The sequence below is a fragment of the Chamaesiphon sp. OTE_75_metabat_556 genome (genome assembly GCF_031378165.1).
In the GTDB taxonomy this organism is placed as follows: Bacteria; Cyanobacteriota; Cyanobacteriia; order Cyanobacteriales; family Chamaesiphonaceae; genus Chamaesiphon.
Map to the genome: position 1 here is coordinate 1 of NZ_JANNDR010000430.1, position 4504 is coordinate 4504.

General features: G+C 45.6%; 3 protein-coding genes. 1 reads left to right on the top strand and 2 read right to left on the bottom strand.

Going from position 1 to position 4504, the window contains the following annotated elements:
- Nucleotides 1–174: 174 nt before the first annotated feature.
- Complete coding sequence (locus tag RMO27_RS17385; protein ID WP_309734811.1) at nucleotides 175–1320, bottom strand: hypothetical protein; 1146 nt, start codon at nucleotides 1318–1320, stop codon at nucleotides 175–177.
- Nucleotides 1321–1375: 55 nt separating this feature from the next.
- Between RMO27_RS17385 and RMO27_RS17390 the strand changes: the two genes are divergently transcribed.
- Entirely contained in the window at nucleotides 1376–2347 is a 972-nt protein-coding gene (locus RMO27_RS17390; RefSeq protein ID WP_309734813.1) for a metallophosphoesterase, read from the top strand.
- A 5-nt stretch (nucleotides 2348–2352) separates the two neighbouring features.
- Here the strand turns inward: RMO27_RS17390 and RMO27_RS17395 are convergent.
- The coding region (locus RMO27_RS17395; protein ID WP_309734815.1) for a CHAT domain-containing protein at nucleotides 2353–4504 on the bottom strand (2152 nt) is incomplete at its 5' end.

The following is a 4504-nucleotide window of genomic DNA, read 5'->3' on the forward strand; positions in this document are numbered from 1 at the left end:
ACACAATGACGATAATTTCAACTATAGTCGAATTTTAGATGCTGTGCATGAAGTAGTTTTTACCACTCGATCTCTGGGCATCATATCGATATTCATGCCTACACATTCGATCGATCGACCAAACTTAATAAGGTTATCTTATTTTCTTTCTAGCTCAAATACTTTTCTGCACCACTAAGGTCGTCGCTGTAGAATAATCAGATGCTTGCCGACCACTGGACTGCGGGCGATCGAAACCCCCTGACTATCTTGAATTTCTAATTTGGTAAAATGATTTGCCTGGGCTTGGAGCCACATCCGATCGGTCAGACTATTTTGGCGATCGTCATCGAGGGTATACCACAAGGGATTGAGCCGGACGAGTAACCGATCGCTAGCCGTATCGACATTTAAAGTTTGGATGAGATCGTCTGGATACTGACTGGTAATCTTGCTAATTTGCGTTTCTAAAGCTTCGATAAATACCTGTTCGGGGCTAACTATAGTTGGGCTGCCGATCGGAGTAGGCATAGCAGGTTGAGCCGCTACGGTTGCTGCTGGTGGATTGGGAGCCGCGCGATCGACTCCGGGCATAAAGAAGCCATCCACAACCCAGATCGTCACAGTGACTAATAGCACCACAATCGCGGCTAGGATCGCATCAGAAAGTTGTCGAATTGGAGCTGGCAGTAACCGTCGAAAGTGTTGTAATGTTGCAGTCCACAAGCCCACAAAGCGGTTGACCTGAGTAGCGGCAGCCGATTCAACCGATTTCCCCGTGGCGGTAACTGTCGATCGATCTTGGGCATTGCGAGGGTTGTCCTCCCAGATATCCTCATTGGGGGGGAAGGGGGTGAAATTTTTGCCGCGCCGAGATTCTTGGATGTTACTATTTTTGACGGTGGCGGCGGGAAGTGCTTCCGCCCAGTCATCTAGATCGTTGAGATTGGGGACATTCGGGGCATCGACTACGGTGATAGTCGGTTGGGAATAGCCGTTGCGGCGATCGATCCCCGGCACTAAGGGATTATTATCATTGTCTGATACTTCGGCATCATCCCAGTTAGTCTCCTCATCATCAGTATCGAATTGACTAGCGATCGGAAAGTCGCGTTGGCGAAGCCTCTCCTCTGGAGAATCTCCAGTCGTGGGGCGATCCCAGTCGAGATCGTCGAAATCGGCAAATTTGTTGGCGGGTGAAGGAGACTGACGCGTTGGTCGGGAATTTGTAGTTGGGACTGGGGACTGCTCTGGCTGCTTTTTGCCAAATCTTCCAAACAATCCTTGCATGAGTTTACCTGTCCGCGATCGGGGTGTCATTTCGGTTAGGATGAGTGTCACTTCACTCTAATCTAGCATCTTTGTTCGGTCAGACCCTTACCGATAATCAAAATTTATGAGTACTAACCGCCGTCGATTTTTAGTAGGAGCAGGCTTGGCTGGCTTTGGTTTGGCTGGAGCGAGCAAACTAGTATTTGCCGATCGATCCAATTCTGCCGATGAGAATGGCGAAACTGCCTCCCTCCTCGCGGATGCTGCCATTCGGAACGATCGACCCCTCGCTGAGGTAGCAACACCCAAATCTAAGCTGTTACTGCGATTTGCCGCCATTGCCGATACTGGTAGCAGTACGAAAAATCAATATGCTGTCGGTCACGCGATGACCCGCTACCACGCCCAAAAACCATTTAATACGGTCATCATGGTCGGTGACAATATCTATAACAATGGGGAGATTTCCAAGATTAAAGAAGCTTTTGAAGTTCCCTATGCCGACTTACTCAAGCAGGGTGTGAAATTTTATGCAGCCTTGGGCAATCATGATGTCCGCACGGCCAATGGCGATCGCCAAGTTGAGTATCCGCAGTTTAATATGCAGGGCAAACATTACTATACTCACGAACACGCGGGTGTGAAATTCTTTGTACTGGAAACTAGTTCGATCGTCGATCCCAATTCGACAGAAAGAGCGACCCAATTAGCATGGCTTGATCGTGAATTGGCTACCAGTAAAGCCAAATGGAATATCGTTTATGGCCATCATAATATCTATTCGGCGGGTGTCTACAAAGTCAATGAGCTTATGCGTAGAGATATTACCCCGATCTTGAAAAAACACAAGGTCAAATTGTGGATTAACGGTCACGATCACAATTATCAACGATCGAAATCGATCGACGGTACCACTTATCTCGTCTGCGGCGGTGGCGGTGCCCATCTCTATCCAGTCAAACCGCAGCCTTGGTCGGCATTCGCCCAAAGTATCCACAGCTTCGGGATTGTGGAAGTCTATCAAGACCAAATTCTCTTAACTGGCATCGATAGTCAAGGCAAGATTATCGATCGCGGTTTAGTTAATTTGACATAAGCTTTTTATTGCCAGTTGCCTACCAGTACAAATGCCGCCCAGTAGTAAGGAGATCGATACTGCGGGTTGCGTAATAAGGACTGTTGGGCAAGTTTTAAAGACTCAGCTTTGCTGAGTTTTTTAGTGATTAGATTTCGATAAAAATCAGCCATTAATATTTGGGTGGCTTGATCATTGACTTTCCATAAAGAGGCCAGCGTACTTCTGGTGCGAGCTTGGATTGCTACTCCCGCCAAACCCAGCGTCGCGCGTCGATCGCCACTGGCAGTTTCACAAGCACTTAGTACTAATAAATCGATAACTCGATCGGCTCGAACATGGCGATTTTGGAGGAGTCGATCGAGATGATTGAGATTGAGTCGATCGTCCCAGGTGAGGATAAAAGTCTGTTCGGGATCGGAACTAAATTCGCCATGAGTAGCCAGATGGACAATTGTAGAACCGTCAGATTCTAATTTATTAGTAACTTGACTTTGACTAAATTCAGCATCGAGGAGCTTTTGACTGGGGATGAGATTGCCGATCGAATCTAGTGCTTGTTTAACGCCTGCCAGGGATTGAAAGCCTTGACGCGATTGACTAATTCCACCTAAAAAAGCTCGATATTGTTGACGATCGGCCGTTTGGGGCGGTACGAGTTGTAATCCTGGCGCGAGGGCGAGATTATAACTTTCAACTAAATATTTCTTACCATCATATAACATCGACATTGGAATATTTCTCAATGCGCCATCGAGGACAAATACTAAATTTTTAGTATTGGATTTTTTTAAGTCTTCAATTACTGGAGCGATAACTAGATCGTAAACTTGTTGCGATTGTTTGTGAAATGCGCGTTCTTGAGGTGCGTAAAATTCGTAGTTGTCGAGTTTTGCCCGTAGTCCTTTTACGGTATTTTCAACCTCAGCTTCAGATATTGATCGACTATGATAGCGCAGTGGCTGTCCGGGAATTGCTGTAATGACGGCGATCCGATCGGGTAAAATAATCGGGTAGACAATCGCCGCAGATCGATCAATTTTATCTAATGAAACTGTGTAAGTATCCAGACAACCTTGGCGGAGATAATTTTCTAATTCAGCTACTTGTAATGACTCAATTAGATCGCGAGCAGTAGCGAGATTATTAGCAATAGTTTTGTCGTCTTTTTTTAGTAACAAATCCACCAATTCACGATAGACTGGCTCGATGCTATCCCGAAAGGAAAATTGTAAATCAGCTTCACTCGCGCTGAGATCGTTACGCAGTGTTTTGAGGTGGCGGACAGCCTGTTGATAAGCGATAATGGCGCGAGGATCTTGAGGATCGATCTTGGTGATGATTCTACCGAGCTGCCAGTGGAGACGATATGCTAGATCTGGCGCGGGTAAACTTTCGGCGATAATTAGGGCTTGCTCGGTGAGTTGCTTGGCAGATCGATCTTGCCCGATCAATTGATATAAACTACCGAGAGTACCGATCGCTTGAGCTTCACTTCTTCGATCTTTAATAGTTCTAGATCGAGCGATCGCAGTAGTTAGTAAGTCATTGAGCTTTAATAGTAATGCTCTATCTTTAGAATAACTTTGCTGAGTTTTTTGAATTGTTTTAGCTAAGTTGATATAAGTGTAAATACTGCTATGATTGACGGTTAGTAAGTCTAATTCTCCTCCGATCTCCGTTGCCAGTTTTAATACTTGTGGATGCGAATATCGAGCTGATTCGAGTCGATACAAGCTAATTTTGGCTTGGATCTGGGCTAGTGGTAAGCGATTATTCGCGATCGCCTCGCGATATTTTTGACTGGCAGCTTGGCGATCGTTTAGCAGTTCGAGGGTATTGGCTAGGCTGAGTTTGATTTGTGCTGCTAATCTAAAATCTTGCAGTTCGGTTGCCATTTTTAGCGATCGTTCGAGGATCTCTTTGGCTCCAACATCGATCTGGCGATCGCGATAATTGTTTTTGGTTGTTAATACGCGTAACGATTTGAGTGTATTGCCCAAGCTCAATAAGCCGCGTATTTTTAGCGGCGAACTAGGTTCGTTGCTTAATTTGGTGTCGATCGATTGCAGGAGACTGAGAGATTGGCGATAAAAACCCAGGGATTGTAAGGCTTGAGCTTGATTTATTTCCGTACCAATTATTCCTTCGCGATCTTTAATTTGCGTATAAAGTTTG

Bases quoted from the DNA above. Each gene is read 5' to 3' on its own strand.
- RMO27_RS17390 (WP_309734813.1), top strand. From the start codon at position 1,376: ATGAGTACTAACCGCCGTCGATTTTTAGTAGGAGCAGGCTTGGCTGGC.